We start from the raw sequence: 23,254 nt of genomic DNA on the forward strand, positions 1-23,254 counted from the left end.
CTGCCGTTCCCAAGAAGCTGTGTGCCGTATGTGTGTTCACCTACGCCACGGCTCCCAGGGGAGGGCACTTCATGGCGGCCACAAGCCGGCACAGAAGACGCACGGCGGCGGTACTCGTCACCACCGCCGCACTAGGACTGACCATCACTCAGGCCCAGGCGGCGGGACGCGGCACCGATTCCTTCGGTGTCCGCGCCCTGCGCCACCAGGCCCAGCTGCACGAGCGGGACCAGGGGGTGTCACCCTTCGCCGAGGACGGCGGCGACGACGACGGCGGCGAGGGCGAGGAGATCGCCGAGCAGGCCGACCAGTACGCCGAGGCCCGCACCTCGCCCGGCATCGTGGCGCCGGGCGCGTACGGAGCGGCCTACGAGTCGCTGCGGAACCTGCCGCACACCGGCGGCAGCTGGCGGGACGTCACCCGGCTTCCCTACGACTCCGACGACCCCCGCTACCGGGACGTCAACTCCAACTCCAGCGGTGGTGCGGGCCGGGTCACCGGCCGGGTCACCGGGCTGGCCGCCGACGACCACGGCTATGTGTACGCCGGTTCGGCCAACGGCGGCGTCTTCCGCTCCCGCACCGGCGGCGGCCACTGGACCGAGATCTCCGACCGGCTCCCGGCGCTGTCCACCGGCGACCTGGAGCTCGACGGCCGCGGCCGGCTCTGGTACGCCACCGGTGAGGCCAACACCAGCTCCACCGCGTTCCTCGGCACCGGCGTCTACGTCCTGGACGACCCGCGGCACGGCAGCTTCGGCCGGCGCGACCGGGTCGGCGGCGACGAGCTGGAGTCGACGTCGATCCACGCGCTGCGGTTCGCCGGCGACAAGGTGTGGGCGGCGACCACGCGGGGTGTGTGGAGCCACTCGACGCGGACGCTGAAGGGCCCGTGGAAGCTGGAGTTCGCCCCCAACCCGGACTATCTGCCCGGCGGTGCGAAGGCGGCCGACCCGGACGCCGCGTACAAGAACATCGCCAACGACATCGCCGTCGACCCCAAGGACCCGGACAAGGTCGTCCTCGCGGTCGGCTGGCGCGGCGGCGACGACTACAACGGCTTCTACAGCAAGGGCAAGAACGGCTGGCAGCGGCTGACCGGGCTCGGTGACCTGCCGAGCGACAGCGCGGACGTCGGCAACGTCACCTTCGCGCGCAGCGCGGACGGCTCCCGCTACTACGCGATCGACCAGTCGCCCGAGCAGACGAACGAGAACCCCGACAGCGGCCTGGAAGGCGTCTTCGTCTCGAAGTCCGGCTCGCCGACCGGGCCGTGGACGAGGATCGCCGACTACAAGCAGCTGCGCGACTCCGGCTCGGCGCTGACCGGCGACGGATACCAGCCGGGCATCCAGGCCTGGTACAACGAGTTCCTCGCCGTCGACCCGAAGAACCCCGACCACGTCTACGCGGGTCTGGAGGAGGTCTTCGAGACGAAGGACGGCGGCACGTCCTGGACGGTCCCCGGACCGTACTGGAACTTCGGCTTCAAGTGCTGGTCCATCGACCCGTCCAGGCAGTCCGGATCCTGCCCGCCCACCGTCCACGCCGACCAGCACGCCGTGGCGATCGGCAGCGACCACGGCCGCTCCTACGTCGTCGTCGGCGACGACGGAGGCGCCTACCGCCGCCCGCTGAACGGCAGCGCCGACGCCGAGGGCCACGCCACCGACTGGACCTCGCTCAACGACGGCACGATGGACGCCCTCCAGTACTACTCGGTCGGCGTCGGCACCGACCCGGCCGGCCGGGGCGTCGACGTCACCGGCGGCCTCCAGGACAACGGCCAGTCGATCCTGCGCCCGCACGACCGCGTGATGGGCTCGAACTTCGGCGGCGACGGCGGCGACACGATCACCGACCCGGCCAACGGCTGCAACACCGCGCAGGAGTACGTCTACCTGGCGGTGTCGGTCACCCAGAACTGCGCGGTGAACGACGGCTCCTGGTCCACCGACCCGGCCAAGGCGACCACCTGGTCCGTGGCACCGCCCGACAACGCGACCGGCGAGGCCCGCTTCATCGCCCCGCTGAACGCCGACATCAAGGACAAGAACACCTGGGTCGCGGGCGGCCGGCACGTGTGGGTCAACACCAAGGGGTGGGCGATCCGCAGCGGCAGCGAGTGGTCCGGGGCGTACGACCTCGGTGAGGGCCGCACCGCCACGGCCGTCGCCTCCTCCGGGGGCAAGGTGTACGCGGCCTGGTGCGGGCCCTGCAACAACCAGGGCTTCGCGCGGGGCATCGCGGTCGGCAACGCCGACGGCACGGGCTGGCACGAGCTGACCCTGCCGGTGGACGGGACCGTCCCGAACCGGTACCTGTCGGGGCTGGCGATCGACCCGGCCGACGCGAACCACGTGCTCCTCGCCGTGAACGGCTTCTCCCGCAAGTGGACCGAGGGCCCCGGCGCGGGTGTCGGTCACCTGTTCGAGACCCGGGACGGGGGAGTGACCTGGAAGGACGTCTCCGGCAACCTGCCGGACATCCCGGCGAACTCGGTGGCGCTGCTGCCGGGCGGGACGGTGGTGCTGGGCACCGACCTCGGTGTCCTGGTCCGGACGCCGAGGTCGCACGGCTGGCAGGTGGCGGGCGGCAACCTGCCGACGACCGCGGTCATGCAGCTGCGCACCGGCCCGGACGGACTGCTGTACGCGGCCACGCACGGGCGGGGCATCTGGGCGATCGATTCGCGACGCCTGCGCTGACCGCGGCGTCCGCCGGTCGTGCGGTGCCGGTAGCGCGGCGGGAGGGTCCCGAGTGCGACTCGGGACCCTCCCTCGCCCCTCGCGGGTCTTCGGCGCCGGTCAGACCACCGACTCGGGTACGGCCTCCCGCGCCGGACGTGTGTTCCCGGGCGCCCGCGCGTTCACCATCAGGCCCGCGACCAGACCGGCCAGGAGCATGACGGCGGCGGCCCACCAGATGGCGACGGTGTAGCCGTGCACCACACCCTCCGGTACCACCCGGGCCCGGTCCGCCGGGCTGTGCAGGTGGGCGGCGATGTACGCGGCGCTGCTGGTCGTGGCGACGGTGTTGAGCAGGGCGGTCCCGATCGAACCGCCCACCTGCTGCGAGGTGTTCACCGTCGCCGAGGTCACGCCCGAGTCCCGGACGGCGACGCCCGCGGTCGCGGTGGCGAACACCGGCATGAAGGTCAGGCCCATGCCCAGGCCCATCAGCAGCAGCGCCGGCAGCACCTCGGAGGTGTAGTGCGAGGCGACCGTCAGCCGGGTCAGGAGCAGCATGCCGCCCGCCGCCAGGACCATGCCGGGGACCATGAGGGCGCGCGGTGCCACCCGCTGCAGCAGCCGGGCCGAGACCTGCGTGGAGCCGATGACGATCGCCGCGGTCAGCGGCAGGAAGGCCAGGCCCGTCCGCAGCGGCGAGTAGCCGAGGATGCCCTGGAGGTAGTAGGTCATGAACAGGAACAGCCCGAACATGCCGATCACGGCCAGCAGCATGGTCAGGAAGCAGCCGGCCCGGTTGCGCTCCCGGATCACGTGCAGCGGCAGCAGCGGCCTCGGCGCCCGGGTCTGCCAGGTCACGAACCCCGCGAGCAGGGCCGCCCCCGCCGCGAACAGGGCCAGCACCAGCGGATCGGTCCAGCCGCGCGGCTGGGCCTCGCTGAACCCGTAGACGACGGCGACCAGTCCGCCGCAGCCCAGCACGGCACCCGGCACGTCCAGGCGGGCGCCCGGGTCGCCCGGCCGGTCGTGCAGCAGGGCGCACGCGCCGAGCACCGCGACGACGGCGATGGGCACGTTGACGTACAGGCACCAGCGCCAGTTCAGGTACTCGGTCAGCAGGCCGCCGACGATGAAGCCGATCGCCGAGCCGCTGCCCGCGAGGGCGCCGTAGATGCCGAACGCCTTCCCGCGCTCTCTCGGGTCGGTGAAGGTCGTGGTCAGCAGGGACAGCGCGGACGGGGCGAGCACGGCGGCGAAGGCGCCCTGCAGCGCGCGGGCGCCGAAGAGCATGCCCGAGGACGTGGCGCCGCCGCCGAGCGCCGAGGCGGCGGCGAAGCCGACGAGCCCGATGACGAACGTGCGCTTGCGCCCCACCAGGTCGGCGATCCGCCCGCCCAGCAGGAGCAGTCCGCCGAAGGCGAGGGTGTAGGCGGTGACCACCCACTGACGGTTGCCGTCGGAGATGCGCAGGGCGTGCTGCGCGGAGGGGAGCGCGATGTTCACGATGGTCGCGTCCAGGACGACCATCAGCTGCGCGAGCGCGATCACGACAAGGGCCCACCAGCGGTGGGCGTCGGCGGGTCGGGCGTGCCGGGGAGGGTGCGCCGCGTGCCTGTGGAGCAACGGACCGGCACGGCTTCCCTGGCGCCGGTGTGGGGGATGTTTGGGGGAGGACTCACCTTTTCGGGTGATACTCATGCCGCCAGAAGACCACGAAACCGGGCGAATCGCACATCTCAAGCCTGCTTGAGGTCGGCATGGCCCCGGTGTCCCCGGCGGCGGCCGAGGCCGGGCGCTCCGAGGGCGAGGGTGACCGCGGTGAGGGCGCTGGTGAAGGAGACCTCCGAGAGGACACCGGGCGCGGCGACCTGGTCGCCGGCCAGGTAGACGCCGTCGCCGCGGTCGACGGCCGGCCGGTCGCGCCAGCTGGTGCCGGGCGGGTCCACGGCCCCGGTACGTCCGCTCGCGACCGCTTCCCGCCGCCAGGTCACCCGCTCCCGCCAGCCGGGAAAGCCCAGGTCGAGCAGTTCCTCGGCGCGGGCGACGCCGTCGGCGCGGGACTCGTGGGGGGCGAGCGGGATCTGTCCCTGGATCAGCTGCTCACCGGCGGGGGCGAGGGTGCGGTCCTGCGCGGTGAAGCGCTCGATCCAGCCGGGCGCGTCCAGGTCGGAGACGGCGAACGCGTCGCCGCGACGGGTGCGCACCGCCAGGTCGATCAGGGCCGTACGGCCGCTGGGCCAGGTCAGCGAGTCGTCGCGGAGGAGCCGGCGGGCGGCGTCCAGGGAGGTGGCGACGACGACGGGGGTGTCGGTGGGCAGTGTGTCGACGCGGGACAGGGTCTCCATCCGCACGCCCAGGTTCCAGGCGCGGGCGGCCATCCGGTCGACCACGCTCGCCCAGCCGCCGCGCGGGTAGTGCGCCTCGGGCGGCAGCTTGGTGGCGCGCCGCAGCCGCTCCTGCACGAAGGCGGCCGACAGCGCGCCCGGGTCGTGGTGGAACAGGGCGACGGCACTGTAGTGGGCGGCGGCGCGGGCCCCTTCCTCCCCCGCGATGCCGGTCGCCCAGGTCAGGAAGTCGGCGTCGACGGGCGCCTGCGGCAGTCCGCGGCGCAGCAGCTTGAGCATCGGGAAGGGCGGGGTGCGGCGCAGCGCGCCCTGGTGCCGCAGCCGGAGCCGGGTGGCCTCCAGCGGCGGCAGCGGGCCGAGCGGCCCGATGAGGTCGCGCCGGCGGAGCCAGGCCCAGTGCGGGCCGCCGTTGTAGAGGGCGTGCGGGCCGTCGTTCGTCCGGTACGGTCCCTCCGCCGTCCGCGCCCGTCCGCCGAGCGTGTGGTGGGCCTCGTACACGGTGACCTTGGCGCCCGCTTCGGCGGCGGAGATCGCCGCGGTCAGCCCGGCGAGGCCGCCGCCGATGACGGTGATGCGGTGCATGGGTGGGCTCTCCCTCTGGTCGGGTTCCGGTCGCTTGCGCCTTCGCCGGTTACGACTCCCCAACGCCCCGGTTTGTGACATCGCGGGTGTTCGCGCAGGTCAGTCGCGTTGTCAGTGGTGGGGTGCAGCATGAGGTCATGGCGAGGAGAACGAACGGCGGGGCGGGCGGGCGCGGTGCGGTGAAGGCCGCGCGGCGGCCGGAGGTGCGGCTGCCCGCGCTGGAGGCGTACGGCGGCGGCGCGCTGTCACCGGACGGGGACTACGACGGGCTGGAGTTCCGGGACACGGACTTCGCCGGGCAGGACGGCGCGGGCGCCCGCTTCATGGACTGCGCGCTGCGGGGCTGCGCGCTGGACGACGCGTCACTGCGACACGCGCGCCTGCTCGACTCGGTCCTCACCGGCGTACGGGGCGTGGGCACCGACCTCGCCGAGTCCACGCTGCGCGACGTGGAGCTGGCCGACGCCCGGCTCGGCGGGACGCAGCTGCACGGCGCGGTGCTGGAACGGGTGTGGATCCGGGGCGGCAAGATCGACTATCTGAATCTGCGCAAGGCGAAGCTGCGGGACGTCGTCTTCGAGGGCTGCGTCCTCGTCGAGCCGGACTTCGCGGGAGCCCGGCTGGAGCGGGTCGAGTTCCTGGACTGCGCGCTGAAGGGCGTGGACCTCAGCGCGGTGACGCTCACGGACGTGGACCTGCGCGGGGCCGCGCCGCTGGAGATCGCGGCCGGCGTGGACCGGCTGGCGGGAGCGGTGATCAGCACCGGCCAGCTGCTCGACCTGGCGCCGGTCCTGGCGGCGGAGCTGGGGCTCCGGGTGGAGGGATGACGTAAATGGGTTCGTTCTACGGGAACGTGCTGGTGGCGCGGGCGTGCGAGGCGGTCGTGCCGCTTCTGGACGGCCAGGGCGTCAGGGGGTACGCGCTGCCGGCGGGACCGGAGCACACGGTGATCTACCCGGACCCGGAGACCTCCGGGCTCGATCTCGCCGGGCCGCTGAGCAAGCTGTTCGCGGCGCCCGCGCTGGGCATGTACCTCTTCGACTCCGACGTCCTCGTGATGACGCTGTACGAGGACGGCGACCTGTGCCACTCCTACGACTCCTTCCCCGGCTACTTCGACGAGCCGGAGGCCGATGGAGAGGATCCGCCGAGCGTCGAGCCCCGGTTCGAGTGGCCCGAGCCGACGGGCGCCGACCCGGACGCCTTCCTGCCGCTCGCCGCCGGCCCGGTGGACCGGGCGGCGCTGGAGTCGGTCCTGCGCGGCATACCCATCGACCCGGAGGACGGGGAGGACGGGCGGTACGTCTTCGCCGAGGCGCAGCACTTCGACGCGATGGACTGCCTGCGCCTGAACGCCCCGCGCCTGACCATCGGCTACCGCTACCTCGCGCAGGGCGAGCTGCCGTACGAGACGACGGCCGACGACCTGGTCCTCCTCGGCGGAGCCCAGCGGCCCACCGCGCGGATCTGACGGCAGGCGGACCGGCCGCCCGGGCCGGGGTCGTGGCTCACGGCAGGCGGGGGAAGCGGGCCTGGAGGGTCCAGATCGCCGGGTTCTCGGCCAGGTCGTCGTGCATGTCCGTCAGGTCGGCGATCAGGTCGTGCAGGAAGTCCCGGGCCTCGCGGCGCAGTTCGGAGTGGGAGAAGGTGAGCGGGGACTCCTCGGCCGGCATCCAGTCGGCCTCGATGTCCACCCAGCCGAAGCGGCGCTCGAAGAGCATCCGGTCGGTGGACTCGGTGAAGTCCAGCTCCGCCCGCTGCGGCCGCGCCGCCCGCGAGCCGGCCGGGTCCCGGTCCAGCCGCTCCACGATGTCGCACAGCGCCCAGGCGAAGTCGAGCACGGGCACCCAGCCCCAGGCCGTGGCGACCTCCCGGTCCGCCTCGGTGTCCGCCAGGTACACATCGCCGCAGAACAGGTCGTGGCGCAGGGCATGGACGTCCACGCGGCGGTAGTCCGTCTGCGGCGGATCGGGGAAGCGGTTGGAGAGGGCGTAGCCGATGTCGAGCACGTAGCAGATGGTGTCACGCCCGCCGCATAAGATCGCACATGTGTACCGATCCGCACCGGTTGCCCGAGCCGCAGTCGCCGGCACGGCCGTCCTCGCCCTCGCCCTGACCGCCTGTGACGGCGGTGTCCACGGCACCCCGGGCGGCTCCGGTGTGCGCGACGCCTACTTCCCCAAGGCGGGCAACGGCGGGTACGACGTCACCCACTACGGCCTCACCCTCGCCTACGACCCGGACCACCGCCGGCTCACCGGCACGGCCCGGATCACGGCCCGCGCCACCAAGGACCTCTCCGCCTTCGACCTCGACCTCAAGGGGCTGACGGTGCAGGGCGTGACCGTCGAGGGACGGCGCGCCCGCTTCCAGCGGGCGGGCCAGGAGCTGACCGTCCGCCCGCACGGCGAACTGGACAAGGGCGAGACGTTCGGCGTGACGGTCCGCTACTCCGGCACCCCGCGGACCCTCACCGACCCCGACGGCTCCAAGGAGGGCTGGCTGTACACCGCAGACGGCGCTCTGGCCCTCGGCGAACCGGTCGGCTCGATGGCCTGGTTCCCCGGCAACGACCACCCCTCGGACAAGGCCGCCTACGACGTCGAGGTCACCGTGCCCAAGGGGCTCCAGGCGGTCTCCAACGGCGAGTTGAAGTCCACGACGACCAGCGGGGACCGGACGACGTACCACTGGCACACCGCCGAGCCGATGGCGAGCTACCTCGCCATGGTCGCGATCGGCCACTACAAGATCACTCGCTCGGTGCTGAAGAACCACCTGCCGGTGTACGCCGCCGTGGACCCCACCCAGGAGGCGGCGAGCCGCGCGGTGCTCGCGAAGCTCCCCGAGATCATCGAGTGGGAGGAGTACAACTTCGGTCCGTACCCCTTCTCCTCCACCGGCATGGTCGTCGACCGCGGTGAGGACGCCGGCTACGCCCTGGAGACCCAGAACCGGCCCGTCTTCCCCGGCGCCCCCGGCACCGGCACCCTCGTGCACGAACTCGCCCACCAGTGGTTCGGCGACTCCGTCACCCCGGCGTCGTGGCGGGACATGTGGCTCAACGAGGGCTTCGCGACGTACGCGGAGTGGCTGTGGGAGGAGGACCACGGCGGCCCGAGCGCGCAGCAGACCTTCGACGCGCTCTACCGGGGCGAGGACGAGAACGTCGACCCCGAGGAGCTCTGGGCCTTCCCGCCGGCCAGACCGAGCGACGCCGCGCACATCTCCGCCCACCCCGTCTACGAACGCGGCGCGATGGTCCTGCACAAGATCCGCCAGAAGGCCGGCGACGACGCCTTCTACGACATCGTCCAGGGCTGGGCCGCCGCCCACCGCCACGGCAACGCCACCACCGCCGACTTCACCTCGTACGTCGAGAAGAAGGCCCCGGGCAAGGACTTCAGCGAGATCTGGAAGGACTGGCTGTACGGCGACGGCAAGCCCGCCCGTCCCTGACCCGGGCCCGCGGCGGTCACACCCGCCGCAGATCCCGCCGCATCGCCGCACGGGCGGCCCACACGGCCCGTGCGTGCTTCAGCCGCTCCTCCTGGAGCTCGGCGGAGTCCCACGGCGGGCTGCCGGTGGCGAACGCCTCCAGCAGGTCCCGCAGGGTCGTGTAGACGGCCTCGATGACGTCCGCCATGGCCTCCGGCGCGCAGATCAGCGCCGACTCGCGCACCTCGTCGCACCCGGAGGACCGGAACGCCTCCCGCACGGCCGATTCCAGGGCCTGCCCCGGCTGCCCGCGGTGCGTGACGGCGGCCGTGTGCATGGCCTCGTAGGCCTGCCGGTACTTCGTCAGGCAGGTCACGTATATCTCCTTGCGCTCCTGCCGGGTGCGTTCGGCCAGGTCGCGCCGCCAGCGCACGCGGTCGGCGAGGAGCGTCGAGGTGACACCGACGAGCGCGCCGAGCCCCGTACCGGCCAGGGTCGTCCAGTCCATCCGCACATGGTGCCCGGCCGCAGCGCGCTCACGCCGACCCGGGCCGGCCCAGTTCCTTGCGCAACACCGCGCAGGGCCGCTGGAGTTGCAGGTCCGGGCGGTGGCCGATGACCTCGTAGCCGAGGGCGGTCCAGAAGGCGAGGCCGCGCGGATTGTTCTCCAGCACGGCGAGGCGCACGGCGGTGCGGCCCGCGGCGCGGAAGCGGTCCTCGACCAGGCCCGCCAACCGCCTTCCGTGACCCCGCCGCTGAGCGTTCGCGTCCACCATCAGCAGACCGATCCACGGGTCAGGGTCGGCCGGGTCGGGATGGTGGGCGAGGGTGATCGCGATGCCCACCAGACGGCCTTCGCTGCGGGCGAGCAGCGCCTCCGCGTCCGGGCCGGCCAGATCGTCGGCCAGGGCGGTCGCCACCTGTTCCGGTCGGATGTCGTCCGGGTCGGGGAACTCGCCGCTGAGGGCGTGGAAGTCGCGGTTGGAGGCGTAGAGAGCGGTGAGTTCGGTCAGCAGCTCGCCGGGCAGGCCGTGGTCCGGGGAGACGGACAGGGGCTCGATGATCACCCGTGCAACGTATCGCGGACCGCGTGGACGGGGCGAGGCACCCGCACGCCCTGGTGGGGTGGGACGGGCGCGGGTACGGGAGCGGGCCCCGCCCGTTCGAGGGCCGGGGCCCCGCCGCCGTACGTGGGCCGGTGTCAGACGTTGACGCCGAAGTCCTGGGCGATGCCCACCAGGCCCGAGGCGTAGCCCTGGCCGACCGCGCGGAACTTCCACTCCGCGCCGTTGCGGTACAGCTCGCCGAAGACCATGGCCGTCTCGGTGGCCGCGTCCTCCGAGAGGTCGTAGCGGGCGATCTCCGCGCCGCCGGCCTGGTTGACGATGCGGATGTAGGCGTTGCGGACCTGGCCGAAGTTCTGGCTGCGGTTCTCGGCGTCGTAGATCGAGACCGGGAAGACGACCTTGTCGATGTCGGCCGGGAGCGCGGCGAGGTTGACGTTGATCGCCTCGTCGTCGCCGGAGCCCTCGCCGGTGCGGTTGTCACCGGTGTGGACGATGGTGTTGTCCGGGGTCTGCTTGTTGTTGAAGAACACGAAGTGGGCGTCGGAGTACACCTTGCCCTGCGTGTTCACCGCGATCGCGGAGGCGTCCAGGTCGAAGTCCGTGCCGGTGGTGGTGCGGACGTCCCAGCCGAGGCCCACGGTGACGGCGGTCAGGCCCGGGGCTTCCTTGGTGAGCGAGACGTTGCCGCCCTTGGAGAGGCTTACAGCCATGGTTTGGGAGTCCCTTCCCTCGTTGCGTGTGCGGACGAAGCTACCGCCACCTCTATGAACGCCGAGAGGGGTCCCGATGGTTCCGGATGTCCTTTACCTTTTTTACCAACCTGGGCTCGAACGCCACCCGGGCGGCAGAGTGCCCGGGAAAATCCCGTGACGTGGACCGGACAGGCGCGGGAACATGGACGGCATGTCCGGTCCCTATGTCATCCGCGGCTCCGTCGCGCTCCCCGAGGCCGAACTGGCCTGGCGCTTCTCGCGGTCCTCGGGGCCCGGCGGACAGCACGTCAACACCAGCGACACCCAGGTCGAACTGCGATTCGACCTGGCGAACACCGAGTCCCTGCCCGAGGTGTGGAAGCAGCGCGCCCTGAAGCGGCTGGCGGGCCGGCTCGTGGACGGGGTGGTCACCGTCCGCGCCTCCGAGCACCGCTCCCAGTGGCGCAACCGCGAGGCCGCCGCCGTGCGGCTCGCCGCCCTGCTCGCCGAGGCGACCGCGCCTCCGCCCAAGGCCCGCAGACCGACCCGTATCCCGCGCGGCATCAACGAGCGCCGCCTGCGGGAGAAGAAGCAGCGCTCGGAGACGAAGCGCGGCCGCTCCGGACGGGACTGGACGTAACCCCCGGCGCCGCGCCGCTCACACGGCGGTGTCGTCCGCGAGCTCCCCGTCCGCGAGCTCCCGTACGCCCACCGTCTGCCCACCGCTCGTCTCGCCGTTCGTGCGAAAGCCCAGCCCCAGATAGAAGCCCTCCGGGCCGCCCGGCCCGGGATGCCAGGTCACGTACATCCGCGTGCCGCCCCGGCGGCGGATCTCGGCGGCGACCGCCTCGACGGCGAACCGGCCGTAGCCGCGGCCCTGCGCCCCGGCGTCGATGTTCAGCCGCCACAGTCCCGAGCGGATCGTGCCGCCGTCCAGATGCCAGTCGATGTCGAAGAACGCCATGAGGAAGCCCACCGGGCGGTCGCCGTCGACGATCAGACGCGGCCAGGCGACGCCCGGATGGACGTAGGCCTCCGCCAGGGACTTCACGACCGGAGCCACCGCGTGCTCCTGGTCGGGGCGGACCCGGATGCCGAGCGCGGCATCGAGGTTGCCCGCGGTGATCTCTTCGAGGCGGGGCACGGACACGGCGGAGCCGGCGTCCACGGCGGCATCGGAGGTCGTCACGCGCGCACCGTAGACCGGACGCCCCGCACCCGACCACCGAAATACCGGCCCAACCGGCTCCGGGCTCGCCCGGGCCGGCGGCCGTCCCCCGTGGACTCGCCGGGGAGGCGGCCTCAGCCCAGGTGCCGGTACCTGCCCCGGAAGTACATCAGTGGGCCGCCGTCGGCGCTGGGGAGGTGGGCCGTCAGGACGCGGCCGACGACCAGGGTGTGGTCACCGGCCGGCACCCGCTGCTCGGTGCGCAGTTCCAGGGTGGCCAGGGCGCCGCCCACCAGTGGGGCGCCGGAGACCTCGCCGCGGACGTAGGGGATGTCCTCGAACAGCAGTCGGTCGCTGATGCGGCCCTTCATGGCGAAGCGGCCGGCGATGTGGCGCTGGCTCTCCGTCAGCACGGACACGGCCCACAGGGGCTGCTCGGCGAGCAGATCGTCCATGCGGGAACCCTCGCGCAGGCTGACCAGGACCAGCGGTGGGTCCAGGGACACCGAGACGAACGCCGTGGCGGTCATGCCCACGTCCTCGCCGCCCGGCGCCAGCGGGTCGTCCGGGTCCAGCGGCGGCTCCTGCGCGGTCACCAGGACCACGCCCGCGGCCAGCCGGGTCATCGCGGCCCGGAACTCGTCGTTGCTCACCCCCTCAGCATGCCGGGCGGCGGTGGCCGTGGCAGAGGCGGACGGGGAGGGGGACGGCGAGGGTGAAGTGTTCAGCACACACTCCACGCTAATCACCGGCCCACGGCCCCCGCATCGGGCCTTGGCCCGAACCCGGACCTAGGACCCGAGGACCAGCGGAAGCCGGGCCCGGCTCCGGGTTCCGCAGGGCGGAACCCGTGATTCCAGCCCGCTCGGCGGGGTGCTGGTGCATCATGTCCACACACCCACAAAGTTTGCGTTCGGTAAACGTGCAGGGAAAACGCGGAAACCCCACTCAATTGCTCACGTTCGGCTGTGACTTGAGTCACAAGAGGCTCTAATTGTTGACCCTGTGTACCGAGTGGGCTTCGCGCTGTGATTCAGTGGCGGAGACCGCACGGAACGATACGCCGAAGAGAACCCTTTGACGCACTGCGAGGTCTCGGGGGGAGGGCGAGCATGGAGACCGAGTCGGAGCCCTACGTCCGTCTTGCGACCCTGCGACAACTGCACCAGGTCATGGCGGACATGAACACCGCACGGAGCCTGGCGGACACGCTGCAGACCGTCGCCGACGGCGTCGTGACCGGCCTCGGCTACGAGCTGGCGTGCGTCAACCTCGTGCGCCCCGACGGCGACCTCGTGGTGGCCGCGTTCTCCGGCAACTCCGCCGCCGAGGCCCTGATCACCGGCCGGGTCGGCTCCCGCGCGTCCTGGGATCGCCGGCTGGCCATGGGCGAGCAGTGGGGCGACCTGGTGTTCATATCCCACACCGAGGGCTGGGTCCTCGACGACGACGACGTCCCGCAGTGGTACACCGACGGGCCCGCCCCCCGCTTCGAGGACGAGTGGCACCCCTCCGACCGGCTCTTCGCGCCCATGTACTCGGCCGGCGGCCCCGGCGGCTCGGGCGAGCTGCTCGGCGTGCTCTCCGTGGACCGCCCGCGCAACGGCCGCCGCCCCGGCGCCTGGGGCCGCGAGGCTTTGCAGGTGTACGCGTTCCAGGCGGCCATCGCGATCAGCAACGCCCGGCTGCGCGCCAACATGCAGCGCGCCCTGGTCCGCCTCGAGCGCGAGCAGCAGGCCCTGCGCGCCAGCGAGGAGAGCTTCCGGCAGGCCTTCGAGTACGCCCCCTCCGGCATGGCCATCGCCGAGATGGGCGGCGACCAGCACGGCCGGATCCTGCGCACCAACGACGCCCTGTGCCGGCTGCTCGGCCGTCCCGCCTCCGCGATGCGCCGCTACTCCTTCTCCGACCTGGTCCACCCCGAGGACATCGGCACACTGCTGCGGACCTCCGCCGAAGGCGGGCGCGCGGAGCTGCGCCTCGGCCGCCGCGACGGCACCTATGTCTGGGTCTCCCTGCGCAACTCCGTGGTGGCCGACGCCGCCGACGGCCCCCGCTTCCTGCTCACCCACGTCGAGGACATCGAGGAGCGCAAGCGCCGCGAGCTGCATCTGGCGCACCGCGCCTCCCACGACTCCCTCACCGGCCTGCCGAACTCCGCCGAGCTGCGCTCCCGCCTCTCCGCCCGCCTGTGCCGCCGCCCCCAGTCGGCCGGCGAGCTGGAGTCGCTGGACGCCGCCTACGGTCACCCGGCCTACGGCGCCGGCCACGGCTTCGACTTCGCGCCCGGCTCCGCGGCGTACGACGGCTACGACCACCATGTGCACACCGTCGCCCCCGAGAACGACCGGGACGACGGCACGAAGGGGCTCGCGGTGCTCTTCTGTGACCTCGACGGCTTCAAGTCGATCAACGACCGCTTCGGGCACAACGCGGGCGACGCGGTCCTCATCGAGGTGGCCCGGCGGCTGTCGAACGGCGTGCGCGACGGCGACACGGTCGCCCGGCTCGGCGGCGACGAGTTCGTGATCCTCGCCGACGGGCTCGGCCGGGCCGACGCCCAGGACCTCGCCGTACGGCTGCGCAACGAGATCATCCAGCCGATCCGCGCCGAGGGCCGTGCCGTCCGGGTCGGCGCCAGCTTCGGCATCGGCTGGGCACATTGCGGCATGACGGCGGACGAAGTCCTGAAGTCCGCTGACGAACGGATGTACGTCGAGAAACGATCTCGTCCCAAACAGCATCGCCGGGCCGGATGATCCGCAGGTCAGCGACCTGATACCGGTTGAGTCACCTGTTTGGGGCCACGGGAGCGGGTAGGCTCGCCATCCTGACGACGTACTGCATCCGACCCGCACCTGTTGAGGAGTACCTAGGGATGACGCCCGGCAACAACGGCGCGAGCACGCCCGAGGACGACGACCCGTTCGGCTACCTCTACGCCGACGGTCAGGCCAACGGAGCCCAGCCGCCGTCCGGTGGCTACGGCTACCCGGGCTCGGTCAACCGCGTCCGGGCCGTCGGCCAGCGTCAGTACGGCCAGCAGGTCGGTCAGCAGGCCCCCACGGCGCCCTACGGCCAGGTCCCGCAGCAGCAGGGCCAGCAGGGTCAGCAGGGCTACGGTCAGCAGCAGGGCGCGTACGGCCAGCCGAGCGCCCACTACGCCGCCCCCGAGACCCTTCCCGGCGGCGCGCCGCCCAGCGGCCGCCGGCCCGCCCAGGGCGGCGGCGCCGGCCGCCGGGGCCCGAACACCAAGGGCCTGCTGATCGGCGCCGTCGCGGTGGTCGCCGCGGTGGTCATCGGCATCAGCGTGGCCATGCTCGGCGACAAGGGCGACGACAACGGCGGCGACAAGGCCGGCGGCGCCACGCCCGCGGCCTCCCAGAGCTCCCAGCCGTCCCCGTCCGCCAGCAGCAGCGTCGCGCCGGACGGCGAGCTGCCGAAGATCGACGCCAAGGCCCTGCTGCTCGGCGGCGGTGCCACCACCGCCTCCACCGTCAAGGGCGCCCAGGCCGACGGCGGCGTCTACGTGACGAACTTCAACGCCGTCGGGGCCTCGGTCACCTGGACCGTCAACGGCATTCCCGAGGACGGCAAGTACACCGTCTTCCTCGGCTACGGCGTCCCCGGCAAGGACGGCACCGCCACCCTCACGGTCAACGGCACGCCGTCCACCACGCCCGTCAACCTGAAGAACTGGGCGAACGCGCCCGCGGGCGACTACGAGAAGGGCTGGACGAAGACGTTCAACTACGTCCAGCTCAACAAGGGCACGAACACCATCAAGATCTCGTGCGAGCAGGGCAACCAGTGCGACGCCAACCTCGACCAGCTGTGGCTGAAAAAGGGATGGGTCAAGTCCGGGGACTGACCCCTCAGGCCGCGCTGGCCTCCCCGGTCACCGCCACCCGCTCCAGCAGCTCCGCGTAGGCCGTGCGGTCGAACTCGCCGGCCGTCGGGGCGAGGACCGTCGCCGTGGACAGGGCGACCGCGCGGGCCAGGCGGTCCGGCCAGGGCAGGTGCTCCACCAGGCCGGAGAGCAGGCCCGCCACCGCCGAGTCGCCGGCGCCGGTCGGGTTGCCGTGGACGCGGGCGGGCGGGACGGCCCGCCACAGGCCCTCCGCGGTGTGCGCCAGGAGCCCGTCGACGCCCAGGGAGGCGACCACTGTGCGGGCGCCGCGCCGGCGGGCGTCCTGGGTGGCGCGCAGCGGCTCGTGGGCGCCGGTCAGCTCGGCCAGCTCGTCGGCGTTCGGCTTGATGATGTCGGGGCGTGCCGCCACCCCGCGCCGCAGGGCCTCGCCGCTGGTGTCCAGCAGCACGGGCACGTTCGCGGCGCGCGCGGTGCGCACCAGGCCGGCGTAGGCGCCCACCGGCAGTCCGGGCGGCAGGCTTCCGCACAGCGCCACCGCCGAGACCGAGCCGAGCAGATCCTCGTAGACGTCCTGGAAGGCGGACCACTCGGCCGGGGTGATGACCGGGCCCGGCTCGTTGAGCTGGGTGGTGTCGCCGGTGCGCTCGTCCACGACCGCGACCGTGCGCCGGGTCGCGCCGGACACCGGCACCAGCGCGTCCACCACACCGGGCGTCGCCGCGAGCCGCTCGTGCACCTCGCGCCCGGTGGTGCCGCCCGCGAAGCCGGTGACGGTCACCTGATGGCCGAGGGCGGCCAGCACCCGGGCCACGTTGACGCCCTTGCCGCCGGGCCGCTCGGTCACCTCCGTCACCCGGTGGGAGACGTGGGGCCTCAGTGACCGCACCCGATAGGTGATGTCGAGAGCGGTGTTCAGCGTGACCGTGAGGATCACGTGGGCCGACCTCCCCCGAGTAGGTGCGCCTGTCACGGCGTACGTACGCCTGTCATGACGTCCCGGACGTCCGCCGGGACTTCGATCATGCCAAACGGACGGCGCACCGCCCAGCCCTCGGACCGGCCGTCCGGCCGACGGCCGGCCGGACGGCGTCCGAGGGACAGGGCGTACGACCGGACGGATCAGCCCAGTCGGGGATCGACCACCCATTCCCCGCGCCGCATCACGCCCTTGAGCGTGAAGTCCTCGTCCAGCAGCACCAGATCGGCGTCCTTGCCGGGCTCCAGGGAGCCCACCCGGTCGTCCATCCCGAGCAGCCGGGCCGGGTTGGCGGACAGTGCCCGCACGACGTCCTCGACGGGCAGCCGGTCGACCGTCACCGCGCGCCGGAAGGCCCGGTCCAGGGTGAGCGTCGAACCCGCGATCGAGCCGCCCTCCACCAGCCGCGCCACACCGTCGGCGACCTCGACCTCCAGCGGGCCGAGCATGTAGCGGCCGTCACCGCTGCCGGCGGCGTCCATGGCGTCGGTGATGAACGCGACCCGGGCCGCGCCCGCGTGGTGGAACGCCAGCTCCAGGGCGGCCGGGTGCAGGTGCACCCCGTCGTTGATCAGCTCGACCGTGACCCGCTCGTCCTCCAGCAGCGCCGCGATCGGGCCGGGCGCGCGGTGACCGAGCGTCGGCATCGCGTTGAACAGGTGGGTGGCGACGGTGGCCCCGGCGTCGATCGCCTCCACCGTCTGTTCGTAGCCGGCGTCCGTGTGCCCGATCGCCGCGATCACCCCGTGCTCGGCGAGCATCCGTACGGAGTCGATGCCGCCGGGCAGTTCGGTGGCGAGCGTGACCATCTTCGCGTGCCCGCGGGCCGCGTCGATCAGCTTGCGCACCTCGGCGGGGTCCGGGTGGCGCAGCAGCGCCTCGGAGTGCGCGCCCTTGCGGCACGGCGAGATGAACGGCCCCTCGAAGTGGATGCCCGCGATCTCGCCCTGCTCGGCCAGCTCCGACAGCAGTCCCGCCTGCTTGGCGAGGACGCCCATGTCGTCGGTGACGGTGGAGGCCACGACAGTGGTGGTGCCGTGCCGCCGGTGGGCGTGCACGGCGGTCAGCGAGTCCTCGGCCGAGCCGGAGAAGGAGGCCCCGCCGCCGCCGTGGTTGTGGATGTCGACGAAGCCGGGCACCAGCCAGTGTCCGGTGACGTCGAGGGTCTCGGCGTCCGCGGGGGCCCTGTCGGCGATCCGCGTGCCGTCGACGATCACACGGCCGCCGTCCGCGATCCCGGTGGGCAGTACCACCCGGGCTCCGGTGAGAACCTTGCTAGGGGCCATCAGCTGGCTACCTCCGCGAAGTCGTAGAAGCGTTGAGGAGATCCCAGGCGAGGAGCCCCGCGCCCAGGCATCCGGCGGTGTCCCCCAGGGCCGCGGGGACGATCGACGGCGGTTTCTGGAAGGTGACCCGCCGCCGGACGGCCTTCCGCAGCGGTGCGAACAGGGTCTCCCCCGCCTCGGCGAGCCCGCCGCCGATGATCAGCGTGCCCGGGTCCAGCAGGGTGAGCGCGGTGACCAGCCCGTCGGCGAGCGCGTCCACCGCCTCCTGCCAGACCGCCTGGGCGCCCGCGTCCCCGGACTGGACGGCCTTGGCGCAGTCCGCCGCGTCCGCGTCCGGGTCCCCGCACGCCTCGGCCCATGCCTGGCTGACCGCCGAGGCGGACGCGAACCGCTCCAGGCAGCCGCGCTGACCGCACGGGCACGGGGTGCCCCCGGGCCGTACGACGATGTGGCCGATCTCGCCGGCGAAGCCGTGCGCGCCCGCCTCCACCCGGCCGTCGATGCCGATGGCGCCCGCGATGCCGGTGCCCAGGGGCACGAAGAAGAACCGGTCGGCGCCCTTGCCCGCGCCGATCCGGCCCTCGGCGAGCCCGCCGGTGCGCACGTCGTGGCCGAGCGCGACCGGGGTGCCGAGCCGCTCGGCGAGCAGGTCGCGCAGCGGTACGTCGCGCCAGCCGAGGTTGGCGGCGAAGGCGGCGATGCCGCGTTCCTCGTCGACGATGCCGGGCACGGCGACGCCGGCGGCGGCCGCGGGCTCGCCGAAGCGCTCGGCGCCGTACGCGCGCAGCTCGGCGGCGAAGCCGAGGATGCCCTCGACGACGGCGTCGGGCCCGCGTTCCCGGCCGGTCGGGCGGCGTGCCTGGTGGAGGAGGCCGCCGTCCGCGCCGATCAGCGCGGCCTTCATCCCGGTGCCGCCCACATCGAGAGCGATGACGTGTCTCACAGGGGACAGTGTGGCCCGTCGACCCGCAAGAGGTCTAGTCCACTCACGTGGTGTAGACCTATCGTGTCCGCATGGTGAACACGACAAGGGTTGGGGCTGAACACAGCAGTGCAGCGGCGTAGGACAGGAATGATCGCGGTGGTGTCCGCGCTGGGCATGACGACCGTCCTCGGCGGCTGCGGGAGCACCGGCTCCTCCGACGTGACCCTCAAGCTGGTCGCGGCCGACTACGGCGACTCACCGGCCAACACCTCACAGAAGTACTGGGAGCGGCTGGCCAGGGACTACGAGTCCCGGCACCCCGGCGTGAAGGTCCAGGTCAGCGTGTACTCCTGGACCGACGTCGACCGCAAGGTCAAGGAGATGGTCGACGCCGGCGACCCGCCGGACCTGGCGCAGATCGGCGCCTACGCCGACTACGCCGACCAGGGGCTGCTCTACAAGGCCGACGACCTGCTCTCCATACCCGTCCAGGCCGACTTCCTCGGCCAGCTCTCCGAGGCCGGACAGGTGCGGCACGTGCAGTACGGCATCCCGTTCGCGGCCTCCACCCGGGTGCTCTTCTACAACAAGACCCTCTTCGACCAGGCCCACCTCACGCCGCCCCAGAACTGGGACCAGCTCGCCGCCGACGCCGAGGCGCTGAAGGCCAGGGGCGTGGAGTACCCCTACGCGCTGCCGCTCGGCCCCGAGGAGGCGCAGGCGGAGACCATGCAGTGGCTGCTGAGCGGCGGCTCCGGCTACACCGACGACATCGGCACCTACACCCTCAACTCGCCGCAGAACACCGAGACCTTCACCTGGCTCAAGGACGAGCTGGTCGGCAAGGGCCTGACCGGCCCCGTCGCCCCCGGCAAGCTCAACCGCGCCGACGCCTTCGCCGCCTTCGCCAAGGGCGACGTCGGCATGCTCAACGGCCACCCCACGCTGATGCAGCAGGCCGCCAAGAAGGGCGTGAAATTCGGCATGGTGCCGATGCCCGGCCGCAGCGGCACGCCCAAGTCCACCATGGGCGTCACCGACTGGATGATGGCCTTCAAGAAGAACGGCCACAAGGACCAGGTCGGCGACTTCCTCGACTTCGTCTACAGCGAGAAGAACGTCCTCGACTTCTCCCGCGAGTACGACCTGCTGCCCGTCACCACCTCCGCCTCCGACGCGATGGCCGCCGCCCAGCAGGACAAGGACCTCTGGCCGTTCCTGGAGGAGCTGCCGGTCGCCCAGCTCTACCCGGTCGGCAAGACGTCCTGGGCCGGGATCAGCGCGGACATCAAGAAGCAGATCGGCCAGACGGTGAGCCCCGGAGGCGACCCCACCGCGGTCCTGAACCGGCTCCAGGAGAAGGCGTCGGAGGCGGAGAGCGCGGAGAGCGCGAAGAGCGCGGGCTAGCGCGACCGCCGGGGCGGGCGTCGTTGTCGGTGCCGCGGGCTACGGTGCACGTATGGACGACGTGGGCGACGTGGACGACGAGCGGGAGGGGCGGGCGGGGAGCCTGGACCGCAGGGAAGGGGACATCCTCGCCCTGGAGCGCCGCGGCTTCCCCGGCCCCGGCGCGAAGGAGCGCGCCATACGCGAGGAGCTGGGCCTGTCACCCGTTCGCTACTACCAGCTCCTCAACGCCCTCCTCGACGACACCCGCGCCCTGGCGCACGACCCGGTGACGGTGAACCGGCTGCGCCGGGTGCGGGAGGCGCGCCGGTCCGAACGCTGAGGAGTGGCCGCGGCCCGCGGTGGATAGGTTCGGCACATGGGCAGCCAGGACAGTCACGAGACGAACCCGACCAACGCCGGCCCCTCCCTGCCGACGCCCGCCACACGGGCCGGAAGGGACGGACTAGCCGCGCTGCTGGCGCACCCGGAGAAGGCGGTGATCGCCCTCGACTTCGACGGCACGCTCGCCCCCATCGTGGCCGACCCGGACCAGGCCCGCGCGCACCCGCAGGCGGTGCCCGCGCTCGCCGCGCTCGCGCCTAAGGTGGCCGCCGTCGCGGTGGTCACCGGCCGCCCGGCCGGCGTCGCGGTCCGCCACGGCGGCTTCGCGGGCGTACCCGGCCTGGAGCACCTCGTCGTCCTCGGCCACTACGGCGCCGAACGCTGGGAGGCCGTCACGGGCACGCTCACCGCACCGGCCCCGCATCCCGGCGTGGCCGCCGTCCGCGCCGAGCTGCCGGGCTTCCTCGACCGGATCGGCGCCTGGCGCGGCACCTGGATCGAGGAGAAGGGCCGCTCCCTCGCGGTCCACACCCGCCGCGCGGACGACCCCCAGGCCGCGTACGAACTGCTCCGCGAGCCCCTGACCGAGCTGGCCGCCCGACACGGCCTGATCGTCGAACCGGGCCGCATGGTCCTCGAGCTGCGCCCGCCGGGCATGGACAAGGGCGTGGCACTGTCGGACTACGTCCGCGGCCTGGGCGCCACCTCGGTCCTCTACGCCGGCGACGACCTCGGCGACCTCCCCGCCTTCGCCGCGATCGAGAAGCTCCGCTCCAACGGAGTGCCCGGCGTCCTGGTGTGCAGCGGCAGCACAGAGGTCACAGAACTCTCGGCCCGAGCAGACCTGGTGGTGGAGGGCCCGGCAGGAGTGGTGGCCCTACTGAGGACGCTGGCCGATCACACGTAGCCTGCGGGCGGTCGTGCCGCAGGGCGGCACGGGTGGGCGCTGGGGGTGCCCCCTCTGGGGGAGGCCCCCCAAGCGGGGCATGCGGCCCCCCAGCACCCCCACCTACCCCAGCTGATCCAACTCCCGCAGCTGATCCAGAAACCACTGAGCGGGCGGCAACGCGGTTGCCGCCGCGGCAAGCCGCTTCGTCCGCTCCGCCCGCTCCGCCCCCGCCATGCCCAACGCCTCGTGCAGCGCCCCCGCCGTCCCCACCACGTCGAACGGATTCACCGCCACCGCGTCCTCCCCCAGCTCCTCGTACGCCCCCGCCTCCCGCGACAGCACCAGCGCACACCCGGAGTCGGAGACGACCGGCACCTCCTTGGCGACCAGGTTCATCCCGTCCCGGATCGGGTTGACCAGCGCCACGTCCGCGATCCGGTACGCCGCCAGCGACCGGGCGAAGTCGTCCTCGACGTGCAGCACGACCGGCCGCCACCCGGCGGTCCCGAACCGCCCGTTGATCTCGTCCGCGAGCCGCCGCACCTCCGCCGTGTAGTGCCGGTACACGGCGAGGTCCTGCCGCGAGGGGTAGGCGAACGCGAGATGCACCACCCGTTCGCGCCACTCGGGGTGGTCCTCCAGCAGCTGCCGGTACGCCAGCAGGCCCCGCACGATGTTCTTCGACAGCTCCGTACGGTCCACCCGGACGATCGTCCGGCGCGGGCCGCCGTCCGGGGCCGCGCCGATCTCCTCGCGCAGGGCCGCCATCCACTCGAAGACGTCCGCCCGGTGCGAGCGCTCCCGCAGGAACTCGGCGTCCGCGCCCAGCCCGTGCACCCCGACCCGGGTGCCCCCGAGCCCGCCCACGAGCGCCTCGCAGCACCCGGTGAACGCGTCCGCCCACCGCCGGGTGAGGAAGCCCAGCCGGTCGGCGCCCAGCATGCCGCGCAGCACCTGCCCGGCGACGTCGTCGGGCAGCATCCGGAAGTAGTCCACCGGCGCCCACGGCGTGTGCGAGAAGTGCCCGATGCGCACATCCGGCCGGAAGTCGCGCAGCATCCCCGGCACCAGGGCCAGGTGGTAGTCCTGCACCACCACGGCAGCGCCCTCGGCCGCCTCCTCCGCCAGCGCCTCCGCGAAGGCCCGGTTGTAGGCCTCGTAGGACGCCCACCGGCGCCGGAACTCCCGGTCGAAGACGGGCTCCAGCGGGGTCTGGTACAGCATGTGGTGGACGAACCACAGCACCGAGTTGGCGATGCCGTTGTACGCGTCGGAGAACACCTTCGGGTCGATGTCCAGCATCCGCACCCGCTGCCCGCCGGTCGCCTCCGGCGGCAGCCGGCGTTCGCCCTCGTAGCGGCGTACGGCCTCCCGGTCGGCGTCGCTCAGCGCGGCGCACACCCACACCGCGCCCGCGTCCGGCCCGATCGCGGACAGCCCGGAGACCAGCCCTCCGCCTCCGCGCCGGGCATGGAGCGAGCCGTCCTCGCGGATCCCGTACGAGACCGGCCCGCGATTGGACGCGACCAGCACCTCGGCACCGTGCGTTGCAGCCATGGTCTGGAACCTAGCCCGGGCCCGAAACGCTCAAACG

At 72.8% G+C, this 23,254-nt stretch carries 22 protein-coding genes; 10 read left to right on the plus strand and 12 right to left on the minus strand.

Annotated features, from left to right (window positions below; all coding sequences use genetic code 11):
* The first annotated feature begins 71 nt into the window (after positions 1 to 71).
* A complete protein-coding gene (locus ABZ484_RS00085; protein WP_358863588.1) occupies positions 72 to 2,708 on the plus strand; it encodes a glycosyl hydrolase in 2,637 nt (878 codons plus the stop codon).
* Between the two features lie 99 nt (positions 2,709 to 2,807).
* On the opposite strand, the gene ABZ484_RS00090 is transcribed toward ABZ484_RS00085, so the two are convergent.
* On the minus strand, positions 2,808 to 4,388 hold the full coding sequence (locus ABZ484_RS00090) for an MFS transporter (RefSeq protein WP_358863589.1): 1,581 nt from the start codon (positions 4,386 to 4,388) through the stop codon (positions 2,808 to 2,810).
* Between the two features lie 38 nt (positions 4,389 to 4,426).
* A complete protein-coding gene (locus ABZ484_RS00095) occupies positions 4,427 to 5,617 on the minus strand; it encodes an NAD(P)-binding protein (RefSeq protein WP_358863590.1) in 1,191 nt (396 codons plus the stop codon).
* A 137-nt stretch (positions 5,618 to 5,754) separates the two neighbouring features.
* Here ABZ484_RS00095 and ABZ484_RS00100 point away from each other — a divergent pair, with 137 nt between their 5' ends.
* Positions 5,755 to 6,444, plus strand: coding sequence for a pentapeptide repeat-containing protein (locus tag ABZ484_RS00100; RefSeq protein WP_358863591.1), 690 nt, complete (start codon positions 5,755 to 5,757; stop codon positions 6,442 to 6,444).
* Between the two features lie 5 nt (positions 6,445 to 6,449).
* Positions 6,450 to 7,088 carry a hypothetical protein gene (locus ABZ484_RS00105; RefSeq protein ID WP_358863592.1) on the plus strand — a complete coding sequence of 213 codons (639 nt, stop codon included), beginning with the start codon at positions 6,450 to 6,452 and terminating at the stop codon, positions 7,086 to 7,088.
* A 37-nt stretch (positions 7,089 to 7,125) separates the two neighbouring features.
* Here the strand turns inward: ABZ484_RS00105 and ABZ484_RS00110 are convergent, their stop codons facing one another.
* Complete coding sequence (locus ABZ484_RS00110) at positions 7,126 to 7,626, minus strand: hypothetical protein (RefSeq protein WP_358863593.1); 501 nt, start codon at positions 7,624 to 7,626, stop codon at positions 7,126 to 7,128.
* Between the two features lie 7 nt (positions 7,627 to 7,633).
* Between ABZ484_RS00110 and ABZ484_RS00115 the strand changes: the two genes are divergently transcribed.
* The gene (locus tag ABZ484_RS00115) at positions 7,634 to 9,076 is read left to right on the plus strand and encodes a M1 family metallopeptidase (RefSeq protein WP_358863594.1); all 1,443 of its coding nucleotides are present in this window, start codon (positions 7,634 to 7,636) and stop codon (positions 9,074 to 9,076) included.
* Between the two features lie 16 nt (positions 9,077 to 9,092).
* Here the strand turns inward: ABZ484_RS00115 and ABZ484_RS00120 are convergent, their stop codons facing one another.
* The 3 genes from ABZ484_RS00120 to ABZ484_RS00130 form a co-directional block, all read right to left on the minus strand.
* Positions 9,093 to 9,563, minus strand: a complete 471-nt coding sequence (locus ABZ484_RS00120; RefSeq protein WP_358863595.1) for a hypothetical protein — start codon at positions 9,561 to 9,563, stop codon at positions 9,093 to 9,095.
* 28 nt (positions 9,564 to 9,591) lie between these two features.
* Complete coding sequence (locus ABZ484_RS00125; protein ID WP_358863596.1) at positions 9,592 to 10,122, minus strand: GNAT family N-acetyltransferase; 531 nt, start codon at positions 10,120 to 10,122, stop codon at positions 9,592 to 9,594.
* 134 nt (positions 10,123 to 10,256) lie between these two features.
* Positions 10,257 to 10,832, minus strand: coding sequence for a TerD family protein (locus ABZ484_RS00130; RefSeq protein ID WP_358863597.1), 576 nt, complete (start codon positions 10,830 to 10,832; stop codon positions 10,257 to 10,259).
* 184 nt (positions 10,833 to 11,016) lie between these two features.
* Between ABZ484_RS00130 and arfB the strand changes: the two genes are divergently transcribed.
* On the plus strand, positions 11,017 to 11,454 hold the full coding sequence (gene arfB, locus ABZ484_RS00135) for an alternative ribosome rescue aminoacyl-tRNA hydrolase ArfB (protein ID WP_358863598.1): 438 nt from the start codon (positions 11,017 to 11,019) through the stop codon (positions 11,452 to 11,454).
* Positions 11,455 to 11,472: 18 nt separating this feature from the next.
* On the opposite strand, the gene ABZ484_RS00140 is transcribed toward arfB, so the two are convergent.
* Positions 11,473 to 12,003, minus strand: a complete 531-nt coding sequence (locus tag ABZ484_RS00140) for a GNAT family N-acetyltransferase (protein ID WP_358863599.1) — start codon at positions 12,001 to 12,003, stop codon at positions 11,473 to 11,475.
* Positions 12,004 to 12,116: 113 nt separating this feature from the next.
* On the minus strand, positions 12,117 to 12,713 hold the full coding sequence (locus ABZ484_RS00145) for a flavin reductase family protein (RefSeq protein WP_358863600.1): 597 nt from the start codon (positions 12,711 to 12,713) through the stop codon (positions 12,117 to 12,119).
* 381 nt (positions 12,714 to 13,094) lie between these two features.
* Between ABZ484_RS00145 and cdgB the strand changes: the two genes are divergently transcribed.
* The gene (cdgB, locus tag ABZ484_RS00150) at positions 13,095 to 14,741 is read left to right on the plus strand and encodes a diguanylate cyclase CdgB (protein ID WP_358863601.1); all 1,647 of its coding nucleotides are present in this window, start codon (positions 13,095 to 13,097) and stop codon (positions 14,739 to 14,741) included.
* Positions 14,742 to 14,860: 119 nt separating this feature from the next.
* Positions 14,861 to 15,853 (plus strand): carbohydrate-binding protein, encoded by a 993-nt coding sequence (locus tag ABZ484_RS00155; protein ID WP_358863602.1) that lies wholly within the window; start codon positions 14,861 to 14,863, stop codon positions 15,851 to 15,853.
* Positions 15,854 to 15,857: 4 nt separating this feature from the next.
* On the opposite strand, the gene ABZ484_RS00160 is transcribed toward ABZ484_RS00155, so the two are convergent.
* The 3 genes from ABZ484_RS00160 to ABZ484_RS00170 all read right to left on the minus strand — a co-directional run bounded on the left by ABZ484_RS00160 (position 15,858) and on the right by ABZ484_RS00170 (position 19,058).
* Entirely contained in the window at positions 15,858 to 16,787 is a 930-nt protein-coding gene (locus tag ABZ484_RS00160; RefSeq protein WP_358863603.1) for a 1-phosphofructokinase family hexose kinase, read from the minus strand.
* 185 nt (positions 16,788 to 16,972) lie between these two features.
* Positions 16,973 to 18,115 carry an N-acetylglucosamine-6-phosphate deacetylase gene (nagA, locus tag ABZ484_RS00165; RefSeq protein ID WP_358863604.1) on the minus strand — a complete coding sequence of 381 codons (1,143 nt, stop codon included), beginning with the start codon at positions 18,113 to 18,115 and terminating at the stop codon, positions 16,973 to 16,975.
* A gap of 7 nt (positions 18,116 to 18,122) precedes the next feature.
* Positions 18,123 to 19,058 (minus strand): ROK family protein, encoded by a 936-nt coding sequence (locus ABZ484_RS00170; RefSeq protein WP_358863605.1) that lies wholly within the window; start codon positions 19,056 to 19,058, stop codon positions 18,123 to 18,125.
* A gap of 129 nt (positions 19,059 to 19,187) precedes the next feature.
* Between ABZ484_RS00170 and ABZ484_RS00175 the strand changes: the two genes are divergently transcribed.
* From ABZ484_RS00175 to otsB, 3 genes are read left to right on the plus strand one after another with little or no spacing between them, the layout of a single operon-like run.
* Positions 19,188 to 20,447 carry an extracellular solute-binding protein gene (locus ABZ484_RS00175; protein WP_358863606.1) on the plus strand — a complete coding sequence of 420 codons (1,260 nt, stop codon included), beginning with the start codon at positions 19,188 to 19,190 and terminating at the stop codon, positions 20,445 to 20,447.
* A gap of 52 nt (positions 20,448 to 20,499) precedes the next feature.
* Positions 20,500 to 20,769, plus strand: coding sequence for a DUF3263 domain-containing protein (locus ABZ484_RS00180; protein ID WP_358863607.1), 270 nt, complete (start codon positions 20,500 to 20,502; stop codon positions 20,767 to 20,769).
* Positions 20,770 to 20,805: 36 nt separating this feature from the next.
* Positions 20,806 to 21,678: a trehalose-phosphatase gene (gene otsB, locus ABZ484_RS00185; protein ID WP_358863608.1), complete on the plus strand. Its 873-nt coding sequence runs from the start codon at positions 20,806 to 20,808 to the stop codon at positions 21,676 to 21,678.
* A 102-nt stretch (positions 21,679 to 21,780) separates the two neighbouring features.
* Here otsB and ABZ484_RS00190 read toward each other — a convergent pair whose 3' ends face one another.
* Complete coding sequence (locus ABZ484_RS00190) at positions 21,781 to 23,217, minus strand: trehalose-6-phosphate synthase (protein WP_358863609.1); 1,437 nt, start codon at positions 23,215 to 23,217, stop codon at positions 21,781 to 21,783.
* Between the last annotated feature and the right edge of the window lie 37 nt (positions 23,218 to 23,254).

It is taken from the genome of Streptomyces sp. NPDC006393 (assembly GCF_040628575.1).
Classification (GTDB): Bacteria; Actinomycetota; Actinomycetes; order Streptomycetales; family Streptomycetaceae; genus Streptomyces.

Coding starts and splice junctions, on each gene's coding strand:
- ABZ484_RS00115 (WP_358863594.1), top strand. CDS start 7,634: ATGGTGTCACGCCCGCCGCATAAGATCGCACATGTGTACCGATCCGCA.
- ABZ484_RS00100 (WP_358863591.1), top strand. CDS start 5,755: ATGGCGAGGAGAACGAACGGCGGGGCGGGCGGGCGCGGTGCGGTGAAG.
- ABZ484_RS00190 (WP_358863609.1), bottom strand. CDS start 23,217: ATGGCTGCAACGCACGGTGCCGAGGTGCTGGTCGCGTCCAATCGCGGG.
- nagA (WP_358863604.1), bottom strand. CDS start 18,115: ATGGCCCCTAGCAAGGTTCTCACCGGAGCCCGGGTGGTACTGCCCACC.
- ABZ484_RS00105 (WP_358863592.1), top strand. CDS start 6,450: ATGGGTTCGTTCTACGGGAACGTGCTGGTGGCGCGGGCGTGCGAGGCG.
- arfB (WP_358863598.1), top strand. CDS start 11,017: ATGGACGGCATGTCCGGTCCCTATGTCATCCGCGGCTCCGTCGCGCTC.
- otsB (WP_358863608.1), top strand. CDS start 20,806: ATGGGCAGCCAGGACAGTCACGAGACGAACCCGACCAACGCCGGCCCC.
- ABZ484_RS00175 (WP_358863606.1), top strand. CDS start 19,188: ATGATCGCGGTGGTGTCCGCGCTGGGCATGACGACCGTCCTCGGCGGC.
- ABZ484_RS00180 (WP_358863607.1), top strand. CDS start 20,500: ATGGACGACGTGGGCGACGTGGACGACGAGCGGGAGGGGCGGGCGGGG.
- ABZ484_RS00130 (WP_358863597.1), bottom strand. CDS start 10,832: ATGGCTGTAAGCCTCTCCAAGGGCGGCAACGTCTCGCTCACCAAGGAA.
- ABZ484_RS00090 (WP_358863589.1), bottom strand. CDS start 4,388: ATGAGTATCACCCGAAAAGGTGAGTCCTCCCCCAAACATCCCCCACAC.
- ABZ484_RS00085 (WP_358863588.1), top strand. CDS start 72: ATGGCGGCCACAAGCCGGCACAGAAGACGCACGGCGGCGGTACTCGTC.
- ABZ484_RS00095 (WP_358863590.1), bottom strand. CDS start 5,617: ATGCACCGCATCACCGTCATCGGCGGCGGCCTCGCCGGGCTGACCGCG.
- ABZ484_RS00155 (WP_358863602.1), top strand. CDS start 14,861: ATGACGCCCGGCAACAACGGCGCGAGCACGCCCGAGGACGACGACCCG.
- ABZ484_RS00120 (WP_358863595.1), bottom strand. CDS start 9,563: ATGGACTGGACGACCCTGGCCGGTACGGGGCTCGGCGCGCTCGTCGGT.
- cdgB (WP_358863601.1), top strand. CDS start 13,095: ATGGAGACCGAGTCGGAGCCCTACGTCCGTCTTGCGACCCTGCGACAA.